The 16,998-nt window shown below is 68.5% G+C and carries 21 protein-coding genes; 12 read left to right on the forward strand and 9 right to left on the reverse strand.

Annotated features, from left to right (window positions below; genetic code table 11):
• Positions 1 to 83: 83 nt before the first annotated feature.
• From otnC to JTE92_RS19310, 4 genes are read right to left on the reverse strand one after another with little or no spacing between them, the layout of a single operon-like run.
• Complete coding sequence (otnC, locus tag JTE92_RS19295; protein ID WP_063241854.1) at positions 84 to 737, reverse strand: 3-oxo-tetronate 4-phosphate decarboxylase; 654 nt, start codon at positions 735 to 737, stop codon at positions 84 to 86.
• On the reverse strand, positions 737 to 2,008 hold the full coding sequence (otnK, locus tag JTE92_RS19300; RefSeq protein ID WP_063241853.1) for a 3-oxo-tetronate kinase: 1,272 nt from the start codon (positions 2,006 to 2,008) through the stop codon (positions 737 to 739). Before otnK ends, otnC begins: the two co-directional genes overlap by 1 nt.
• Positions 2,009 to 2,020: 12 nt before the next feature.
• Positions 2,021 to 2,914: an L-threonate dehydrogenase gene (gene ltnD / locus JTE92_RS19305; RefSeq protein WP_063241852.1), complete on the reverse strand. Its 894-nt coding sequence runs from the start codon at positions 2,912 to 2,914 to the stop codon at positions 2,021 to 2,023.
• A 51-nt stretch (positions 2,915 to 2,965) separates the two neighbouring features.
• On the reverse strand, positions 2,966 to 3,721 hold the full coding sequence (locus JTE92_RS19310; RefSeq protein WP_063241851.1) for a FadR/GntR family transcriptional regulator: 756 nt from the start codon (positions 3,719 to 3,721) through the stop codon (positions 2,966 to 2,968).
• Positions 3,722 to 3,925: 204 nt separating this feature from the next.
• Between JTE92_RS19310 and JTE92_RS19315 the strand changes: the two genes are divergently transcribed.
• A complete protein-coding gene (locus JTE92_RS19315) occupies positions 3,926 to 4,354 on the forward strand; it encodes a GNAT family N-acetyltransferase (RefSeq protein ID WP_063241850.1) in 429 nt (142 codons plus the stop codon).
• 50 nt (positions 4,355 to 4,404) lie between these two features.
• Here the strand turns inward: JTE92_RS19315 and JTE92_RS19320 are convergent, their stop codons facing one another.
• The 3 genes from JTE92_RS19320 to ygfZ form a co-directional block, all read right to left on the reverse strand.
• Positions 4,405 to 5,232 (reverse strand): NRDE family protein, encoded by an 828-nt coding sequence (locus JTE92_RS19320; RefSeq protein WP_063241849.1) that lies wholly within the window; start codon positions 5,230 to 5,232, stop codon positions 4,405 to 4,407.
• Between the two features lie 79 nt (positions 5,233 to 5,311).
• Positions 5,312 to 5,602, reverse strand: a complete 291-nt coding sequence (locus tag JTE92_RS19325; RefSeq protein WP_029048215.1) for a DUF4936 family protein — start codon at positions 5,600 to 5,602, stop codon at positions 5,312 to 5,314.
• A 22-nt stretch (positions 5,603 to 5,624) separates the two neighbouring features.
• Positions 5,625 to 6,641: a CAF17-like 4Fe-4S cluster assembly/insertion protein YgfZ gene (gene ygfZ / locus JTE92_RS19330; protein ID WP_116386776.1), complete on the reverse strand. Its 1,017-nt coding sequence runs from the start codon at positions 6,639 to 6,641 to the stop codon at positions 5,625 to 5,627.
• Positions 6,642 to 6,836: 195 nt separating this feature from the next.
• Here ygfZ and mltG point away from each other — a divergent pair, with 195 nt between their 5' ends.
• The 8 genes from mltG to JTE92_RS19370 all read left to right on the forward strand — a co-directional run bounded on the left by mltG (position 6,837) and on the right by JTE92_RS19370 (position 12,511).
• The gene (gene mltG / locus JTE92_RS19335) at positions 6,837 to 7,832 is read left to right on the forward strand and encodes an endolytic transglycosylase MltG (protein WP_063241847.1); all 996 of its coding nucleotides are present in this window, start codon (positions 6,837 to 6,839) and stop codon (positions 7,830 to 7,832) included.
• 7 nt (positions 7,833 to 7,839) lie between these two features.
• A complete protein-coding gene (tmk, locus tag JTE92_RS19340) occupies positions 7,840 to 8,451 on the forward strand; it encodes a dTMP kinase (protein ID WP_063241846.1) in 612 nt (203 codons plus the stop codon).
• A gap of 28 nt (positions 8,452 to 8,479) precedes the next feature.
• Entirely contained in the window at positions 8,480 to 9,493 is a 1,014-nt protein-coding gene (locus tag JTE92_RS19345) for a DNA polymerase III subunit delta' (protein ID WP_063241845.1), read from the forward strand.
• 62 nt (positions 9,494 to 9,555) lie between these two features.
• Positions 9,556 to 9,960, forward strand: a complete 405-nt coding sequence (locus tag JTE92_RS19350; RefSeq protein WP_063241844.1) for a PilZ domain-containing protein — start codon at positions 9,556 to 9,558, stop codon at positions 9,958 to 9,960.
• Positions 9,961 to 9,997: 37 nt separating this feature from the next.
• Positions 9,998 to 10,522 (forward strand): GNAT family N-acetyltransferase, encoded by a 525-nt coding sequence (locus JTE92_RS19355; protein ID WP_063241843.1) that lies wholly within the window; start codon positions 9,998 to 10,000, stop codon positions 10,520 to 10,522.
• Between the two features lie 24 nt (positions 10,523 to 10,546).
• Positions 10,547 to 11,341: a TatD family hydrolase gene (locus JTE92_RS19360; RefSeq protein ID WP_063241842.1), complete on the forward strand. Its 795-nt coding sequence runs from the start codon at positions 10,547 to 10,549 to the stop codon at positions 11,339 to 11,341.
• Entirely contained in the window at positions 11,334 to 12,092 is a 759-nt protein-coding gene (locus tag JTE92_RS19365; RefSeq protein WP_063241841.1) for an ankyrin repeat domain-containing protein, read from the forward strand. Before JTE92_RS19360 ends, JTE92_RS19365 begins: the two co-directional genes overlap by 8 nt.
• Before the next feature lie 11 nt (positions 12,093 to 12,103).
• Entirely contained in the window at positions 12,104 to 12,511 is a 408-nt protein-coding gene (locus tag JTE92_RS19370; RefSeq protein ID WP_063241840.1) for a YkvA family protein, read from the forward strand.
• A gap of 15 nt (positions 12,512 to 12,526) precedes the next feature.
• Here JTE92_RS19370 and egtB read toward each other — a convergent pair whose 3' ends face one another.
• Together egtB and JTE92_RS19380 are read right to left on the reverse strand one after the other, a co-directional pair.
• Positions 12,527 to 13,816 (reverse strand): ergothioneine biosynthesis protein EgtB, encoded by a 1,290-nt coding sequence (egtB, locus tag JTE92_RS19375; RefSeq protein ID WP_063241839.1) that lies wholly within the window; start codon positions 13,814 to 13,816, stop codon positions 12,527 to 12,529.
• 207 nt (positions 13,817 to 14,023) lie between these two features.
• A complete protein-coding gene (locus tag JTE92_RS19380; protein ID WP_063241838.1) occupies positions 14,024 to 14,644 on the reverse strand; it encodes an FMN-dependent NADH-azoreductase in 621 nt (206 codons plus the stop codon).
• 118 nt (positions 14,645 to 14,762) lie between these two features.
• On the opposite strand from JTE92_RS19380, the gene JTE92_RS19385 reads away from it, so the two are divergent.
• From JTE92_RS19385 to JTE92_RS19395, 3 genes are all read left to right on the forward strand, one after another.
• Positions 14,763 to 15,710 (forward strand): LysR family transcriptional regulator, encoded by a 948-nt coding sequence (locus JTE92_RS19385; protein ID WP_063241837.1) that lies wholly within the window; start codon positions 14,763 to 14,765, stop codon positions 15,708 to 15,710.
• Between the two features lie 138 nt (positions 15,711 to 15,848).
• Positions 15,849 to 16,268, forward strand: coding sequence for a DoxX family protein (locus tag JTE92_RS19390; protein WP_063241836.1), 420 nt, complete (start codon positions 15,849 to 15,851; stop codon positions 16,266 to 16,268).
• Between the two features lie 48 nt (positions 16,269 to 16,316).
• Positions 16,317 to 16,934 carry a DUF4136 domain-containing protein gene (locus JTE92_RS19395; RefSeq protein WP_084254805.1) on the forward strand — a complete coding sequence of 206 codons (618 nt, stop codon included), beginning with the start codon at positions 16,317 to 16,319 and terminating at the stop codon, positions 16,932 to 16,934.
• Positions 16,935 to 16,998 lie beyond the last annotated feature (64 nt).

Here is a 16,998-nt window from a genome sequence, read left to right on the forward strand (position 1 = left end):
GCGTGCCCCGCACGGTGGCCGCAAGGCAACCGCGCCGCTCAAATCCGTATGGCCGTGTCAGTCGGAAAAAACGGGTGGTTGGGCTACCAGCGCGCCTGGAAGGCGTCGCGCAACTCAGCCAGTGCGCCGTCGGGCAGCGCCGCGCGGGCGGCGAAGCCCGGCGTGTCCTTCATCATCATCCATAGCTTGGCGGTTTCCTCCAGTTCTTCCAGCGCGAACGCCGCGCGCGAGACGCTGGACTCCCACACCACCGGGCCGAGGCGTTCCAGCAGCACGCCGCGCACCTGCGCGGCCAGCGTGGCCACGCGCGCGGCGACCGCGGGATCGCCGGGCCGGTGATAGGGAATCAGCGGGATATGGCCGACCTTCATCACGTAGTACGGCGTGAGCGGCGGCAGTACGTCGTCCGGTTGCCAGGCACCGGCCAGCGTCAGGGCCACGAGGTGCGTCGAGTGCGTGTGCACCACGGCGTGCGCCCCGGGATTGTTGTCATAGATCGCGCGATGCAGCGTGAGCGTCTTGGACGGCTTGTCGCCCGACACCCAGGTGCCGTCGGTGGCGACCTTGGCGACCGCGGCCGGGTCCATCATGCCCAGGCAGGCATCGGTCGGGGTGATCAGCCAGCCGTCGTCCAGCCGCGCGCTGATGTTGCCGGCCGAGCCGACGGTATAGCCGCGCTGGTAGAGGCTGGCGCCGATGCGGCAGATCTCTTCGCGCAGCTGGCTTTCGGTGCTCATCATTGGCCTCCGAGCTGGCGCAGCGCTTCGTCAAAGAAGGCCGGGCCGCCGAAGTTGCCCGACTTGAGCGCCAGCGCCAGCGGCGTGGCGCCGAGCGTGACCGTGGCCGGCACGCCGGGGGCGATCTGCGTGCCGATGCGCAGCGCTCGCACGTTCAGCGCCTGCACCACGGCACCAGAGGTTTCGCCGCCGGCGACGACGAAGCGGCGCGTGCCGCGTGCGAGCAGGCCGGCGGCGACGGTGGCCAGGCATTGCTCGACCAGGTGGCCGGCGCGCTCTACGCCCAGTTCGGCCTGCACGGCCTTGACTTCGTCGGGGCTGGAAGTGGCGTAGACCAGCACCGGCTCGTCGTGCGAGGCGGCGAAGTCCAGCGCGGCGTCGGCCACGGCTTCGCCGCGCGCCAGCGCGAGCGGGTCGATGCGCAGCGCCGGGCGGCCTTGCTCCAGCCAGTGCGCCACTTGCCCGTTGGTCGCGCGCGAGGCGCTGCCGGCCAGCACCACGCCCGGGCCGTCGACGGCGGGGACCGCGTCGGCATCGCCACGCTGCGGCAGCAGGCCGGCGCGGCGGAAATTCTCCGGCAGGCCCAGCGCGATGCCGGAGCCGCCGGTGATCAGCGGCAGGCCGGCGCAGGCTTCGCCCAGCGTAAACAGGTCGGCGTCAGACACCGCATCGGCGATCGCCAGCCGAACGCCGTCGTGGCGCAGCGACGCAATGCGGTCGGCCGTGGCCTGCGCGCCGCGCGCGACGGCGTCGTAGCGCAGCAGCCCGACCTTGCTCTGGCTCTGGCGCTGCAGCACGCGCACCAGGCTGGCGTCGGTCATCGGCGTCAGCGGATGGTGCTCCATGCCCGACTCGTTCAGCAGCGCATCGCCCACGAACAGGTGCCCGCGGAAGATGGTGCGGCCGTTCTCGGGGAAGGCGGGGCAGGCGATGGTGAAATCGCTGTCCAGCGCGTTCAGCAGCGCTTCGGCGACCTGGCCGATATTGCCGGCGTCGGTCGAATCGAAGGTCGAGCAGTACTTGAACACGAACTGGCGGCAGCCCTGCGCGCGCAGCCATTGCAGCGCGGCCAGCGACTGCGCCACGGCTTCGGCGGCGGGAATGGTGCGTGACTTCAGCGCGACCACCAGTGCGTCGGCCGCGCCGGTATCGGCCGCGGATTCAGGCACGCCGATGGTCTGCACGGTGCGCATGCCATTGCGCACCAGCGTGTTGGCGAGGTCGGTGGCGCCGGTAAAGTCGTCGGCGATACAGCCCAGGAGCGCGGTCATCGTCGGTGCTCCTTATTCGGCCTTGCCCGGCAGCTCGATGCCCGGGAAGATCTTGATCACGGCCGAATCGTCTTCGCCGCCATGGCCGGCGGTAGAAGCCATCATGAACATCTGGTGCGCGGCGGCCGACAGCGGCAGCGGGAATTTGCTGGTGCGCGCGGTGTCGAGCACCATGCCCAGGTCCTTGACGAAGATGTCGACCGCCGACAGCGGGGTGTAGTCGCCCTTCAGGATATGGGGCACGCGGTTCTCGAACATCCACGAGTTGCCGGCGCTGTGCGTGATCACGTCATAGAGCGCGTCCGGGTCCACGCCTTCGCGCAGGCCGAGCGCCATGGCCTCGGCCGCGGCAGCGATATGCACGCCGGCCAGCAGCTGGTTGATGATCTTCACCTTGGAGCCGGCGCCGTGCGCGGCGCCCAGGCGGTAGACCTTGCCGGCGATGGCGGCCAGCACGTCCTCGGCCAGCGCGTAGGCTTCGGCGGGGCCCGAGGTCATCATGGTCATCTCGCCGCTGGCGGCGCGCGCGGCGCCGCCGGAGACCGGCGCGTCCAGCATCAGCAGGCCCTTTTCAGCAAGGCGGCGGCCCAGGGTCTCGGCAAAGCCCGGCGGCACCGTGGCGCTGGCGATCACCAGCTTGCCCGGCTGCATCCCGGCCACGGCGCCGTTGGCGCCGAACAGCACGGCCTCGGTCTGCTGCGCGTTGACGACCAGCGTCAGCACCACGTCGCAGCGGCTGCCCAGCTCGGCGGGCGACGCGCACGGCACGCCGCCTTCATCGGCAAAGCGCTGCAGCACTTCGGGACGCAGGTCGCAGGCGTGCACGTTGAAACCGGCACGCAGCAGCGACTGCGCGACACCAAAGCCCATGGCACCAAGGCCGATGACGCCGATATTCCTGGACATAGAGAGACTCCTGAATCTGATACGGGAAAGGCTTGAAGGGTGCGGACGGCGTCAGTTCGACACGCCCCGCGTGCCGGCGGCTTCGTCGTCGGCGGCGCCGTTCTCATCGGCGCCCAGCTGGGCCAGCCGGCGGGCGGCGTTGTACATGTGGTTCTGCGCGGCATTGCGCGCGGCCAGCGGGTCGCCGGCGCGGATCGCCGCGACGATGGCCTGGTGTTCCTCGCGCACCTGGCGCGAGAAGTCGGCGCGGCGCGCCTCGTTGGTCCGGGTCACGCGGGTGGCCGTTTCCAGGTACTGGCTGAGGAATTCCAGCGTCTTCAGGAAGTAGGGGTTGCCGGTGGCGCCGGCGATGGCGCGATGGAAGGCCACGTCTGCGGCCACGCCGTCGCCGCCTTGCTCGACTTCCTCGTCGATGCGGGCCAGCGCGGCATCGATGGCGGCCATCGACGCATCGGTGCGGCGGCGCGCGGCCTGCGCGGCCACCTCGGCCTCGATCGCGCGGCGCAGCTCGACGATCTGCAGCACCGATTCCAGCGTGCCGGTGTCGGTGTAGTCGATGCGCAGCGGCCGGATGCCGGCCTGCAGCGTCACGAACACGCCGCTGCCCTGGCGCGACTCGACCACGCCTTCGTACTTCAGCCGGGAAATCGCCTCACGCACCACGGTGCGGCTGACGCCGAATTCTTCGGACAGCACCGCTTCGGTTGGCAGCTTGTCGCCGCGGGCAAAGGCGCCGTTCTGGATCTTGTCCAGCAGTTGTTCGGCGACGTTGTCGGTCAGGGCGCGGGCAGGGACTTTCTGGAACATGCGGATTCCCCGGGTTATTCGGTAATCAGGTCATCATACAAATTTGCTAAGGCGATGCCGACCCCGCGTAAACCCTGATATGGTGCGATAAGAGTTGCGCATGCTCCATTTCGGTGCTTCGCTACTTGCCCGGGGCTGGCGTATCATGGGCGCCCGCCCGGGTCTGGAAGCCGGGACACCTTGCTGCCTAAGACACCAACCACCATGCCAGTCTCCGTCCTGATCTGCCCCTGGTCCGAAGCGCGCGAACGCGCCCGCGCGATCCGCTATACCGTGTTTGTCGAAGAGCAGAACGTGCCGGTGGAACTGGAATGGGACGAATGGGACGAGCCCAGCTGGCACGCGCTGGCGCTGGCCGAGGATGGCACGCCAGTGGCCACCGGCCGGCTGCTGCCCGACGGCCATATCGGCCGCATGGCGGTGCTGAAGGCAGCGCGCGGCACCGGCGTCGGCGCGCAGGTGCTGCAGGCGCTGATGGAGAAGGCGGCGCAGCTCGGCTACCCGGAACTGGTGCTCAATGCCCAGACCCATGCCGCGCCGTTTTACCTGCGTGCGGGGTTTGCCCAGTCAGGGGAGGAATTCGAAGAGGCCGGCATCCCGCATATCGAGATGCGCAAGCGGCTGGCGGGCTGAGGCGTCGTTGTTTGTCGTTCCCGCGGAGGCGGGAACGACGCTTTCGGAAATCAGCGCGGCGCCTGCACGATGCCGGTAGCCCGCGGCAGGTTCAGCTTGCCGTGGTAGGACACCTCGCCGATGCGGCCACTGGCGTCGAAGCTGCGTTCGCTCAGGTCGAAGCGGCCATCGTGCCGCACGCGCAGCACCGTGCTGGCGCGGGTGCCGTATGACGCCGAGCGGATAAATGCCGACGACAGCAGCTTCTCCCACTCCGGCGCGACGCCGGTGGACGGCAGCTCGAAATCCGCCGCCTGGCGCTCGTCGGCCAGCATCTGAAGGTAGGGCTCGGCGCTGGCATCGGCCCGCCCGCTGTCGGCCGCCAGCACCTCGGCAAGCGCGCCCACGCGGCTGCGCACCTTGGGCCAGGGAGTGTCGAGCAGTGCATTGGACAACCCGTACAGTCCCGGGCGCAGCTTCTGCGGCTGGCGCGTGGCCGAGCGGTTGCTGTACCACCAGAGTTCGCGCAGGTCGCAGGCAAGCAGGTTGAAGCCGTTGTAGCAGCCATCCTCGCCGGCCAGCCCGTCGAGATAATCGAACGGCGCGTCATGGCCGCGCAGGAAGCCGGCCACCAGTTCGCCGCGCGAGCGCGCGTCGGTGCGTTTCTCGGAAGGGGCGCGGTAATTGGTGAGCGCGGCAAAGCGCCCGTCGGCGTTGACGCCCATCCAGGTGCCGGCCTCGCCGATGACCTCCGCGAGGTCGCGTCCGGCCAGCACCTGCGGCGCATCCTGCCACCAGTGCACGGCCGCCGCGGGGCGGACATAGAATTCATCGCGGTTGCCGGCGACGACCAGGGCATAGTCCGGGTGGGATTGCCAGGCAACCAGGATCAGGCACATCGTTCGACTTCCTTTGCCGCCGGGGGCGCTGGGGGCGCGGGGATTCCGGCGTACTTCGCGTTTCTGCAGTTCCTGGACGCTACAGCACGTCCAGGTCGATAAAGTGTTCGGCCTGCCGCTCGCCGTCCACCCACTGGTCCAGCCCGCTCTGTCGCCACAGGCCGGCCAGCGTGACATCGAAGGCGGGCGGCACGTCGGCGTAGCATTCCATCCAGGTCTGCACGCCGGCTCGGGTCTCGGGCCTGCGCATCAGCGTACCACCAATTCCGGTCGCCTCGGCAACCGTCTCCATCCAGCGGTGCCAGAGCGGCAGCGCTTCGGCGGCAACGGCCTCGGGCACGCGGAAATAGACGAACAGGTGGTCGCTCATGGCAGGTCCCGGTTCCGAAATGTCAGCCCGCCGCCTGGGCAGCTTCGCCCAGTGGCACGTCGTAGGGCAGGGTGGCGGTCGCCAGCGCAGGGCCTTCGGCGCTGCCCAGCCGCAGCGCGCTGCCGGCGGCGTCGATCTTCAGCTCGGCCAGCCCGGCCCAGCCGCCCTGCGGCGCGGGCGCGGCGTTGACGATCATGCCGCACGGCTGGCCGGGGTCTTCCGGCCGGTAGATCTCCGCCGCGGGCGCCGGCACCTCGCCATCGCCCTGCACCAGCCACATGCGGCGCTTGAGCGTGCCGCGGTACTGGCTGCGCGCGACGATTTCCTGGCCCGGGTAGCAGCCCTTGCGGAAGTTCACGCCGCCGACCAGCTCGAAATTGATCATCTGCGGCACGAACTGTTCCTGCGTCGCGGCGACGATGCGGGGCAGGCCGGACTGCACTTCCAGCCAGTCCCACAGCGCCTGCGGCGACGCTTGCAGCGTGCCGGCCAGCGCCGCGCGCACGGCGTCGGCGCGCTCGGCGGGCAGCACCAGTTGCCAGCGTGGCTGTCCCGCGGCGTCCGGCAGGCGGATCACGGTGACGCCGTCGGCCTCGGCCACGGCAAAGGCCGCTTCCGGCGCCGGCAGGTTCGCGGCGGCCAGTGCGTCGGCGGCACCGGCACCGGCGACGCCGACGATGGCGCTGGCGGGCGTGATATCGGCCAGCTTGGCCTTGGCGCGCAGCACGAACATCGACAGCCGCTTCTGCACCGCGGCCTGGATATCGGCGGACAGCTGCAGCACGATGCCTTCGGCATCGCGCCACATCAGGAAGGAGGCGAGCAGGCGCCCCTTGGGCGAACAGTAGCCGGCCAGGCGCGCGGAGCCCGGCTTCAGGTCCTCGACCGCATTGGTGAGCTGGGTGTGCAGGAAGCTGGCGGCATCGTCGCCGGCCACGCGGATCAGTCCGAGCCCGGCGGGGGCGCAGACGATTCCGCTTGCCTGCAGGGATTCAAGGCTGGCGGCGAGTTCCGGGGCTTGGGCATTCATCACTGGCATTGCGAAATCGTGGCGATCGTCGGGACAGGTGGTCGGGACGGATCGGGTTGGAAAGGCACCGGTGGCGGCGCGCGCGGCCGGGGTACGCAAGAGGCGCCGGAGCCGCCGCGCATGGTCGGTGCGAGGCTGCCGGTTATTATATGGGGCTACGAGATTTTCGGCCGGTGCGCCGCAGTCTCACCCCGACCCTGATACATGAAACGTTTTTTCCTTCGCCTGGGCCTGGCGGTCCTGGTAATCGCGCTGGCGGCCGCCGGCGGCTTTGCGTGGTGGGCCAATCACCCGCTGGCGCTGAACCGTTCGCCGGTCGAAGTGGTGATCAAGCCCAATTCCGGCGTGGCCAGCGTCGGCCGCCAGATCCAGCGCGGCGGCGTCGCCATGGACCCGCGGCTGTTCGCCCTGCTGGTGCGCCTGACCGGCCACGGAGGCGACCTGAAGGCCGGCGGCTATGAATTCGAGACCGGCGCCACGCCGCTGTCGGTGATGGGCAAGCTGGTGCGCGGCGAAGTCACGCACTACGTGGTCACGGTGATCGAGGGTTGGGAATTCCGCAAGATGCGCGCGGCGGTCGACGCCAGCCCGGCGCTGCGCCACGATACGCGCGATATGTCCGACGCGGAACTGATGAAGGCGATCGGCGCCGCCGAGACTTCGCCCGAGGGGCTGTTTTTCCCGGACACCTACCTGTTTGCGCGCGGCAGCAGCGATATCGAGCTGTACAAGCACGCCTATCGCGCCATGCAGCGCCGCCTCAATGAAGCCTGGATCGCACGCGCGCCCGACCTGCCGTACAAGTCCCCATACGAGGCGCTGGTGATGGCATCGATCGTGGAGAAAGAAACCGGGCAGGCCACGGAACGCCCGATGATCGCCGCGGTGTTTATCAACCGCCTGCGCAGGAACATGATGCTGCAGACCGACCCGACCGTGATCTACGGCCTGGGCCAGGCCTTCGACGGCGACCTGCGCAAGCGCGACCTGCAGGCCGACACCCCGTACAATACGTACACCCGCACCGGCCTGCCGCCCACGCCGATCGCGCTGCCGGGCCTGGCCTCGCTGGCGGCGGCCACCGCGCCGGCGCCGTCCGATGCGCTGTACTTCGTCGCCCGCGGCGACGGCAGCAGCCACTTCTCCAACTCGCTACCCGAACACAACCGCGCGGTCGACAAGTACCAGCGCGGCAAATAAGCATTCCATGCGCGGAAAATTCATCACCTTCGAAGGCATCGACGGCGCCGGCAAGAGCACCCATATCGACTGGGTGGCGGCGCGGCTGCGCGCGCGCGCCGGCATTCCCGCCGTGGTCACCACCCGCGAGCCGGGCGGCACGCCGCTGGGCGAAGACCTGCGCCAGCTGCTGCTGCACCGGACAATGCACCTCGAGACCGAGGCGCTGCTGATGTTCGCCGCGCGGCGCGAGCATATCGCCGAGGTCATCGACCCCGCGCTGGCGCGCGGCGAATGGGTGATCTCCGACCGCTTCACGGATGCCACCTTTGCCTATCAGGGCGGGGGCAGGGGCCTGCCGACGCAGCGGCTCGAAGTGCTGGAAGACTGGGTGCAGGCTGGCCTGCAGCCGGACCTGACGCTGCTGTTCGACGTGCCGCTGGAAACCGCCAGCGAGCGGCTGGCCGGGGCGCGTGCGCCGGACAAGTTCGAGGCCGAATCGCGTGCGTTCTTCCAGCGCACCCGCGATGAGTACCTGCGCCGCGCTGCCGCAGCGCCGGGACGCTTCCGCGTGATCGACGCCACGCGCAGCATCGACGCAATTCGAGAAGAACTCGAGCAGATTATCGCAACCCTTTGATCTGACGGCACTATATTCCCTGATTCACATGCTCTATCCCTGGCAGAAGGAAGACTGGCAACGACTCGGCATCCTGCGCGAACGGCTCCCGCATGCGTTGCTGATCCATGGCCAGCAAGGCATCGGCAAGCGCGATCTTGCGCTGCATTTCGCGCAAGGCCTGCTGTGCGAGGCGCCGCTGCCCGATGGCCAGCCATGCGGCCAGTGTTCCGCATGCCACTGGTTCAGCCAGGGCAATCACCCCGACTTCACCGTGGTGCGCCCCGAGGCGCTGGACGCCTCGGCCGAGCCCGATACCGACGAAGGCGGCAAGAAAAAGGCGCCGAGCAAGATCATCCGCATGGAGCAGGTGCGCGCGCTGATCGATGCGGTGGGCGTCGGCACGCACCGCGCGGGCCTGCGCGTGGTGGTCGTGTATCCGCTCGATGCGCTGCAGACCGAGGGCGCCAACGCACTGCTGAAGACGCTGGAGGAACCGCCGCCGTCGACCGTATTCCTGCTGGTGACCGACCGGCTCGACCGTATCCTGCCGACCATCCTGTCGCGCTGCCGCCAGTTCTCCGTGCAACGCCCGACGCCGGAGGCCGCGCTCGCGTGGCTGCAAGGCCAGGGGGTTGCCGATGCCGAGGCCCAGCTGGCGCAGGCGGGGGGGGCGCCGCTGACCGCGCTGCACGCGGCCGAGGCCGAGGAGCAGCCGCTGCAGCGCCTGCTGGTCAGCCAGCTGGGGGCGGGCGCCGCGTTTGACGCCTCCGCCGCCGCCGAACAACTGCAGAAGCTGCCGGTGCCTGCCGTGCTTGGCATCCTGCAGCGCTGGACGTACGATCTGCTGAAGCTGCGGCTGGATGCCGCCGGCAGCACCGCGCCGCACTACTTCCCAAAGGAGCGCGCCGCGCTGGCCCGCTGTGCGGGGGCTACCGACGCGCACCGGCTGCAGGCGTATGCAGCGCGGCTGACCGCGCATCGCCGCAGCGAGAATCATCCGCTGGCGGCAAGGCTGGTGATGGAGGCAGTATTCCTGGAGTACCGGCAGCTGTTCCGATAAAGCAGCGCCATTGCAGCACAAAGCCATAACAACAAGCAGCATCGTCATTCAGGGGGTCAACCATGAACACTGCAGCGACCGGGGCACCACCGACCGCCCCGCTGGGCGCGCCGACCGGCAGCGGCGCGGCATCGCGCCCCAATGTGCTGTCCTTGTCGATCAAGGACCAGGCCGGGCTGTACGCGGCCTATATGCCGTTCCTGGCCCGCGGCGGCATTTTCGTGCCGTCGAACCGGCCGTTCAGGCTGGGCGAGCAGGTGTTCCTGGTGTTGTCCCTGCTGGACCGGCCGCAGAAGTACCAGATCGCGGGCCAGGTGGCCTGGATCACCCCGCCGGGCACGCCGATGAAGACCCCGGGCGTCGGCGTACACTTCCCCGACGACGACAACGGGCGCAACCTGCGCCGCGCGGTGGAGGAGATCCTGGGCAAGCTGCTGGAGTCCGGGCGCCCCACGCAAACCTTATGAAGATTGCGAAGATGGTTTCGCAATCCGTTGATTTTTAATGAATTCTTCCCGTTTTTCACTGCGTATTGCCGAGCCCCGCGACCTGCCGGGCATCGTGGCGATCTATAACAGCACCGTGCCCTCGCGCATGGTTACCGCCGACACCGAAGCCGTCACCGTGGCCTCGCGCCAGGCGTGGTTCGACGCCCACCAGCCCGGGCGCCGCCCGCTATGGGTTTGCGAAGACGCTGACGGCCGCATGGCCGGCTGGATGAGCTTTTCCGATTTCTACGGCCGCCCGGCCTATGGCGGCACCGCCGAGGTCTCGATCTACCTGGACGCCGAGCGCCGCGGCCAGGGGCTGGGCCGCTACCTGCTGCAGCAGGCCATCGACCATGCGCCCGCGGTCGGCGTAAATACGCTGCTCGGCTTCATCTTTGGCCACAACGCCCCCAGCCTGGGCCTGTTCGCCGCGATGGGCTTTACCCGCTGGGGCGACCTGCCGCGCGTGGCCGTGCTCGACGGCGTCGAGCGCGACCTGATCATCCTCGGCCTCCGCGTGGATGGCGGGCAGCCGGCCTGAGCGGCCGAAGACAAGAGATTCCCCATGTTTGTCGATTCCCATTGCCATATCGATTTCCCCGAGCTGGCCGCGCGCCTGCCGGAACTGCTGGAAAACATGCGCGCCAACCAGGTCACGCATGCGCTGTGCATCTCGGTGACGCTGGAGGACTTCCCGCGCGTGCTGGCGCTGGCCGAGCAGCATCCCAACCTGTATGCCTCGGTCGGCGTGCATCCCGACTATGAGGAGGGGGAGGACCCGTCCGTCGAGCGCCTGGTCGAGCTGTCGGCGCACCCGCGCGTGGTCGGCACCGGCGAGACCGGGCTGGATTACTACCGCCTGAACGGCCGCAGCATTGCCGACATGGAATGGCAGCGCGAACGCTTCCGCACCCATATCCGCGCGGCGCGCCAGACCGGCAAGCCGCTGATCATCCATACCCGGTCGTCCGCCGACGACACGCTGCGCCTGATGCGTGAAGAGAACGCAGGCGAAGCCGGCGGCGTGATGCATTGCTTTACCGAGACGTGGGATGTCGCCCGGCAGGCGCTGGACCAGGGCTTCCATATCTCGTTTTCCGGCATCGTTACCTTCAAGAGCGCCGCCGATCTGCAGGAGACCGCGCGCAAGGTGCCGCTGGACCGCATGCTGATCGAGACCGATTCACCCTACCTGGCACCTGTGCCGTACCGCGGCAAGACCAACGAGCCGGCCTGGGTGCGCCACGTAGGCGAGTTCATTGCGCAACTGAGGGGCGTGCCGGTGGCGCAGGTGGCTGAGCAAACCACGGAAAATTTCTTCAATCTATTCAAGCATATCGACAGGAATGCTCATGTTTGACCTGAAGTTTTTCCGCCGCGCCGCCGGCGCCATGGTGCTGGCGGCGGCCACGCTGGCGCAGGCCGCGCCCATCGACGACATGCGCAAGGCGGTCGAGTTCGACGACGCCAATACCATCAAGAAGCTGCTGGCCAAGGGCGTCGATCCCAATATCGTCGACAGCCGCGGCAACCCGGTGCTGGTGCTGGCGCTGCGCGAGAAGTCGCTCAAGGCGGCAACGGTGCTGATCCGCGCCAAGGACATCGATTTCGACAAGGCCAATCCCGCCGGGGAGACGCCGCTGATGATGGCGGCGCTGCACGGCCAGCTCGACATGGTCAAGCTGATGGTCGACGAGATGGAGGCCGAGATCAACAAGACCGGCTGGACCCCGCTGCACTATGCCGCCGCCAATGGCCATAACGACGTGGTCAAGTACCTGGTCGACCATGCCGCGTACATCGACGCCGAGTCGCCCAACGGCACCACCCCGCTGATGATGGCCGCGCGCGCCGGCCATATCGAGACCGTCAAGCTGCTGTTGGACGAAGGCGCCGACATGCGCCTGAAGAACCAGCAGGGCATGACTGTGATCGACTTTGCCGAGCGCTACAACCAGCCCGAGATCGCCAATGGCCTGAAGTCGCGCTGGCAGAAGCTCTATCCGCAGACGCCGATCGTGCCGGCGCCGCCGCTGAAGGCGCCCACGGGCACCCCCGGCGGCCAGCGTCCCGCCAACGCGCCGGCCGCGCCGCAGACCAAGGGCTGGTAAGGCACGCCGGCATGGATGCGGCGCCAACCCCGGCCGCGCCAGGCCGCCTGCGCCAGTGGGCGCGGCGGCTCAAGGCCAGCCTGCTGACGCTGTGGTTCTGCAGCCGCCACCCCGGCACGCCGTGGGGCGCGCGGCTGCTGGCGGTGCTGGTGGTCGGCTATGCCTTCAGCCCGATCGACCTGATTCCCGATTTCATCCCGGTGCTGGGCTACCTTGACGATGTCGTGCTGGTGCCGGTGGGCATCTGGCTCGCCTTGCGGATGATTCCGCCCGCGGTCACCGAGGAATGCCGCGGCCGCGCCGAGGCCTGGCAGGCCACCCATGCGCAACGGCCGCGCAATCGCGCGGCCGCCGTGGTCATCGTGCTGCTGTGGGTCTTGCTGGCGTGGCTGGCCTGGCACTGGCTGACGCCGCGCTGACACCCTGGTCAGCGCCTAGACGTCGTCCGCCAGCCGCACGCCGGTAAACTGCCAGCGCTGGTGCGGATAGAAGAAATTGCGGTAGGTCGCCCGGATATGCGATTCGGGCGTGACGCACGACCCGCCGCGCAGCACCATCTGGCTGCTCATGAACTTGCCGTTGTACTCGCCTACCGCGCCGGCGTTGGGACGGAACCCAGGATAAGGCAGGAAGGCGCTCCCGGTCCATTCCCAGACATCGCCGAACATCTGGCGCAGCACGCCCGAGGTGTTCTGCCTGTCCGGCAGCGGCCGCAGCGCGCGCCCTTCGACAAAATTCCCCGTGGCCGGCAGGCTGCGCGCGGCGTGCTCCCATTCCGCCTCGGTCGGCAGCCGCCGCTCGGCCCAGCGTGCGAACGCGTCGGCCTCGAAGAAGCTGATATGCGTGACCGGGCTGTCCGGATCGACCGGATGCATGCCGCGCAGCGTCATCTGCCACCACGTGCCTTCGCGCGCTTCCCAGTACAGCGGCGCCTGGATGCCTTGCTCGCCGACCCAGCGCCAGCCGTCGGACAGCCACAGGCCGGCGGTCTGGTAGCCGCCGTCGTCGATGAACTCGAACCACTGGCGGTTGGTGACCGGGTGCGAGCACAGCGTGAACGGCTGCAGGTAAACCTTGTGGCGCGGCCCTTCGCAGTCAAAGGCAAAGCTCTCGCCGCGATGGCCGATCTCGACCACGCCGCCGTCGAAGCCGATCCAGTCGGGCGCCGGGCGCGGGTCCGCGATCACCGGCTCGGGCAGCTCCGGCGCAAAGGCCGGCCGCAGCGGATTCTGCGCGAACAGGTGCAGGATGTCGGTCAGCAACAGTTCCTGGTGCTGCTGCTCGTGCTGCAGGCCGAGCGTGATCAGCGCGGCCTCGGCGTCGGTCTGGGCGCTGCCGAGCAGCGCCATCATCGACTCGTCCACGGCCTCGCGGTAGGCCAGCACCTCGTCCAGCGACGGGCGCGTCAGCAAACCGCGCCACGGGCGCGGATGGCGCGGGCCAACCGCTTCGTAATAGGAGTTGAACAGGTAGCGGTAGTCCGGATCCACCGGCTCGTAGCCGGGGAGGCGCGCGGCCAGCACGAATTCCTCGAAGAACCAGGTGGTGTGCGCCAGGTGCCATTTTGCCGGGCTGGCGTCGTCCATCGACTGCACGGTGGCATCGGCATCGGACAGGTCGGCCACCAGCGTCTCGGTGCTGGCGCGGACGTGGCGATACTGCGAAAGCAGGGCGGGTTCGTGCGGAGGATGGAGGGCGGCGGCGGGCAACAGGGCTGAAGTCATGCGGGCTCCCGGGGATGGATCGATCGATGACTGCAGGCGGCCGGCGGGCGCGCCCTTGCGGGCTGCGCCAGCGTGCCGCCCATGGCACGCGGGGCGCCGCAGCGCCCCGATCCATCATAGACCCGATCCGTTGCCGGGGCGAGCAGGCGCCGTCCTACACGGTGCGCCGCGGCCCGCCGGCTTCAGTCAGCCATTCCCGCAAGCCATTCAGGCGGCCAGCCGGGTGGCGTCGTTCAGCGCCGCGACTTCGGTGCGGGCGTTGGCCAGCCCGGCTTCGCGGAACTGCGGACCCATGGCCAGGCCGTGGGCGCGCACGTAGGTGATGTCGGTGATGCCCAGGAAGCGCAGCACCACGTCGACGGTGACTTCATGCAGGTCCAGCGCATTCGCATCCTGGCGCACGCCGCCGCGCGACGACACCACGATCACGCGCTTGCCGCCGGCCAGGCCGACCGGGCCGTTCTCGGTGTACTTGAAGGTGCGGCCAGCCTGCGCGATGCGGTCGAACCAGGCCTTGAGCTGGCTCGGGATGCCGAAGTTGTACTGCGGCACGCCCAGCACCAGCACGTCGGCGGCGAGGAATTCGGCCAGGAACTGCTCGGTGCGCTCCAGCTCGGCTTGCTGCACGGCGCTCAGGCCATCCTTGGGACCGCCCAGCACCGGCAGCAGGTTGCCCGACAGGTGCGCCGGCGCATCCTGGTCCAGGTCGCGGACGGTGACCTTTGCCTCCGGGTTGGCGGCGACCAGGTCGGCCACCACGCTGGCGGTCAGGTTGCGGGAAACGGAGTTGTCGCCGAGGACGCTGGAATCGATCTGCAGGATGTTCATGTCTTTCTCCACGAAGGTGCGGTTGCGATGGAGGAAAGATACTGGCTGGCCATTGGTATCGGTAGTGAGGCAAAATGCAAATGATTGTTCTATCGATGCAACGCACCGCCAAACCATCATGCAAGACCTCAATGACCTGTCCCTGTTCGCGCAGGTGGTGGAACACGGCAGCTTCTCGGCGGCCAGCCGTGCCACCGGCGTGCCCAAGTCGCGCCTGAGCCGGCGCATCGCCCAGCTGGAGCGCGACCTGGGCGTGCAGCTGTTGCGCCGGACCACGCGGCAGGTGCGCGTGACGCCGCTCGGCGAGTCGTTCTACGAACGTTGCCGGGCCATGCTCAACGAAGCCGAGGCCGCGCGCGAAGTGATCGAGCAGGCGCGCGAGCAGCCCGGCGGCACACTGCGCGTGAGCTGCCCGGTGGCGATCGCGCAGATCCTGCTGGCGCCGGCCATCGGGCATTTCATGCGCGCCAATCCGGCGGTGCGGATCGAGCTGGAGGCGACCAACCGGCGTGTCGACGTGATCGCCGAGGGTTTTGACCTTGCATTGCGCGTGCGCGAGGTGATGGAAGACTCGAGCCTGGCCGTGCGCACCTTCGGCGAGAGCCAGCTGATGCTGGTGGCCAGCCCGGGGCTGCTCGACAGCATCGGCCGGCCGCGTACGCCGCAGGCGCTTGACGGCATGCCCGGCGTGGGCCAGCACCCGCATGACGGCAAGCACGTCTGGACACTGCGCTGCAAGCCCGGCGAGACCACCCAGATCGCCTACGACCCGCGCCTGGTCACCGATGAATTCGCGCTGCTGCGCGAGGCCGCGATCGCCGGCGTGGGCGTGGCCATGCTGCCGCGCATGTACTGCCGCGACGCCATCGACAGCGGCCAGCTGGAACTGCTGCTGCCCCAGTATGAGATGCCGGTCGGCACGCTGCACGCGGTGTTCCCGTCGCGCAAGGGCGTCACGCCGGCGACCCGGCGCTTTCTCGATTTCCTGGGAGAGATCCTGCCGGAGTGCGCGCGCAAGGTTGGCATGGTTGAACCGAGGCAGCCCGCCATGCACAGGGTGGTCTGAGCAGCGCGCGTAAGTTCGACAATTGCGGCTTTACCTTCACGCCGGCTCGCACTAAGGTACAGGGGCGGCACCCGCGCGTGAGGGTAAAGGCGCATGGGAGCCAGACCGTTCCCGTACAACTCGGCAAGGAGAATGGCCATGGGTGGCTCTCAGGGTTCCCAGGACTTGGGCAAGGCGCTGCTGCGCATCGTGCTTGGCGTGCTGATCCTGCTGCACGGCATCGCCAAGGTGACCGGCGAATCCGGCATCGGTTTCGTGTCGAAGGTGGTCGCGGATGCGGGATTGCCGGCCTGGGTCGCCTATGGTGTCTATATCGGCGAGGTGGTGGCGCCGATCCTGCTGATCATCGGGTTGTGGAGCCGGCTGGCGGCGATCGTCGTCGCGATCAACATGCTGTTTGCGCTGTTCCTGGTGCACAGCAACGAGTTCGGCATGCTATCCAAGACGGGCGGCTGGGCGCTGGAGCTGCAGGGCATGTTCCTGGCTGCGGCGCTGGCGGTGGCGTTGCTGGGCGCCGGCAGGTTCAGCGTGGGCGGCATCAACGGGAAGCTCAACTAGCTTCCGCGGGCTGGTGCCGCGCGGCACCGTGGCGTTCCGGTGCCGTGGATGGACAAGGGTGCGGCGCGGACGCGTGACCGTGGCCTCTGGAGACGTATCGTGAAATCCTTCCACCTGTCCTTTCCGCTGGTGGCGGTGGCGCTGACCGTGGCAGGCTGCGCCAGCGCCCCCGACATCAAGACCGACTACAACCGCTCGACCAACTTCAGCGCCTACCGCAGTTTCGGCTTCGTCGAGCATCCGGGCACCGACCGGCAGGGATACGAGAGCCTGACCACCCAGTACCTGAAGGGCGCGGTACAGCGCGAGATGACCGCGCGCGGCTACCGCTACGCGCAGCAGTCGCCGGACCTGCTGGTCAACTTCAACGCCCGGTTTCAGGAAAAGGTCCAGGTCAGCCCGGCGCCGGCGCCGATGATGGGCTATTACGGCTATCGCGGCGGCCTCTATGCGCCGTGGCCCGGCTATGGTTTCTACAACGACGTCTATACCTACACCGAAGGCACGCTCAATATCGACCTGGTCGATGCCCGCGAGAAGAAGCTGGTATGGGAAGGCGTGGCGGTGGGCAGCGTGGATACCGGCGACAAGGCCGATGCGCAGCAGCGGATCGACAAGGTCGTGGGGCAGATCTTCGCCAAATACCCGTTCCGCGCGGGGCAGTAGGCCGCGTTAGGTTGTGTCAGGCCGATGCTTTAGGCCGCCGCTTTAGGCCGCCGCTTTAGGCCGC

Source organism: Cupriavidus oxalaticus (genome assembly GCF_016894385.1).
Lineage (GTDB): Bacteria > Pseudomonadota > Gammaproteobacteria > Burkholderiales > Burkholderiaceae > Cupriavidus > Cupriavidus oxalaticus.